Consider the following 2,971-nt stretch of genomic DNA (forward strand, 5'->3'; position numbering starts at 1 on the left):
ACTCAATGAATAGGCCAAGTACCATCTGACCAGCATTAAGATTATGTCACGTTTACGCCTGGTGTAATTTTTGCGACAAAACCAGTTAAACCAGCCCTTTAAATTTGGGGGAGTTCTCAGTAAAACTATATTCATTTTCATCTTCAATTTTATTGGGATCTACAATATTTATTATAGAAGATCTCATTTCTTTTGTTTTATCAATTAACCGAGCCTTATCATAACCTAAGCCATATTCGTCTTTATGCGTATCTTGAGCATCGCTGGGATCTGTTTTTTTACCACTACCAAATAAGCTATACCGGCTGTTATCAACATATGGCCTGCTCTTATTCTTATACTGATCGTATTCACTTGATGATTTTTTCTCTTCTAATCCAAGATCAGCATTAGTTTGGGGAACATTCGTTAACACCTGATACGTAATACGAGTCACTGCTTCTTTTCTCTTGTCATAATAGGTTCCAAGATTTACTCCAGGTAAAATTGACAAGAATTTACAAAGTAAATTCAAAAGTTTTTCGCCAAAACTACTTGTTCCATAATGAATTTGTTGTAATGCTACAGTCCTCTTATCAATAATGAGTTTATCTTTATCAGTCAAGAATGCATCAAATTTTTCAGGCGCTTTTTTAAGATACTCTGCAAAGCTAACAGCATTTTTATCAATTGGCATCTTAGCAGGATTTGCTCCATACAAAATAGCAAGTACAGCCATATCAAAATGCTGATATTGAAGAGCTTGATTCATCATAATATCAAGTCTTGACTGAGGAATTTTACTCTGAGCACTTTCTAGTGAGTATTGATTGCTAAGCACCTCTTTCATTATTGCCACATAATTTTTTACAGAAGCAATATCCAGAAATGCTAAATAATTAACCTCGTCTGTAGGGGCAAGTAGTTTTGAATTCAAAAGAGTATTAAATAATTGAACGTTCCCTCGCCCAGCAGCAGCTTCTAATAAATGCTGCTTCTCACCAAGGCTCAATTTAGTGCCGCTTTTTTCAAGTTTATCACGCAAAAATGCCATGCCTTCCTGGTTTTCAAAACGTATCGTTTCTTCAAGGGCTAATTTTTTGTCTTTATCTGTCAATGGGGATTGCGCCTTGGCACTTGTTTCAATAATCTTATCTAATATTCTTTCATCCTTTTGCCGGCAAGCATAGTACACTGAGGGAGCTCTATCTCTCAAGTCTCCTTCGTCTGCTTTTTTAATTGTTAATTCGGGAACATTTTCCAATTCCAATAAATATTTCACTACAGGAAATTTTTCACTTTTGATTGCAATTTCTAAAGCACTTACTCCAATTTTTCTACCCTTTTGAGGCATAGATTCCGTTACTTTTGCACCTGCTTCGTATAGCATTTTAACATGATCAACCTTTCCTATTTGAGCAGCAACCATAAAAGCTGTATACTGTGAGCTATTTTTTTCATCAATTAGCTCTGCTATTTCTAATTCATTTGTTTTTAAAAACTCTGCAAATTTATCTGCATCTAAGTCAATAACAGCCTGATGTACTATAGTCCCATTTTTATTTTCTATAGCTGGACTATTGGTTTGCGATAATATTATCTCAGCACCAAATTCATCAAAATATTTACTGCTGGCCTCAAATGCTTTATCCAATGCATCTGATTGTCCCTTCAATAACCACTCATCCAACAAAGTATCTTCGTCAATTAGAGTATCTACTCCAGCCTCAATCATCACTTCTCGCAATTGAGGTAATTTAAATACTTCAAAAATTTCAAAAAGTGAGTGACCTCCACTATTAAACACCATTAAGGAGGCAAAAGCTGTCATATAAGATTGAAAGTCATCAGCTTGATGATCATGACCTAGGCGTTTTTGCATAAGAATATTTCGAAGCGTTGCTAAAGTTGTACTTGAAATTCCGTTAGAAAACACTTGGGTTTGTCTTGAAAACAAATGCTGTGACCATTGAGATTCGATCATATAACTTGCCTGATCAGCTGATCTTAAAAAAGGTGATTGGGTAGATCTGGCAATATCACCTTCAGGCAAGGGGGTTCCTTCACGAATCAGTCCTTTAAAAGAACTTCCCTCCCTATTAGGATCCCCTCGTCCTGTTCTACCTCGGCCATCCATCCCCATAGTAAATATACTTTCTGCATATATATCTGCAGGCATTTGTTTATCAAACATTGTGTTATTTGTAGCAAGTATTGTGCTTCTTGCGATTTCACAAAGATTATCGCATGCCTTAGGAGATAAGCCATGAAAATTATGACTTTTAAGTTGCCCTATCATCTCAGCATATTCTTGCTCATATTTGTTCAGTGATTTGTGCATTACCCCTGCTAAGATGTACTCCATTATCCTCTGATCTTCTATAGGCATATGCTTATACAAATTTTTCGTAAGATTATTTGTAAACTCCCGTAGTTCTTCAGTTTTTAAGGATGTGGCTGAGTCTTCAAGCATTTGATAGGCAGTGTGGGTTTCAAAATAACGTCGTATGGGGTCGTTATTAATGTCTTCATGACGAGTTGTTATGTAAAAATTATGGTTATCATTCAGGTGTTGGCCTATTTGAGTTATCGTATCTTTATCACTACTTGTTCTAACACCGTTAAGATATAGCGATTTAAGCTCATCGATAATCTCTTTTGCGACACCATCTTCTTTACACGCCTTTATTGCTAAAAATATACTCTGACCAGGGGTCAAATTTCTCTGTTCTCCTGATTCATTTTTAGCTATCTTCTTATTAAGTGCTTCTTTAATTATGCCCGATTGTTCCAACGTAATCATAATTATCCTCTAAATTAAATGCTTTCAAACAATTAAAACTTTTTATGAGTTCAATTTATCCATATATTAATAATTTAACACTATTAGTAATAATTGTAGACCAATTATATTAAGGGAATATGACGTTGATGGGTTTTGTCGCAAAAAGTTGTCTGCTGGGTTAGTATTCTGATTATTTCTTGGAGTATC

General features: G+C 35.1%; 1 protein-coding gene. It reads right to left on the reverse strand.

The window, feature by feature from the left end:
• Positions 1 to 85: 85 nt before the first annotated feature.
• A complete protein-coding gene (locus Q0495_RS15170; protein ID WP_298627782.1) occupies positions 86 to 2,782 on the reverse strand; it encodes an ankyrin repeat domain-containing protein in 2,697 nt (898 codons plus the stop codon).
• Positions 2,783 to 2,971: the final 189 nt, after the last annotated feature.

Source organism: uncultured Legionella sp. (assembly GCF_937871865.1).
In the GTDB taxonomy this organism is placed as follows: domain Bacteria; phylum Pseudomonadota; class Gammaproteobacteria; order Legionellales; family Legionellaceae; genus Legionella.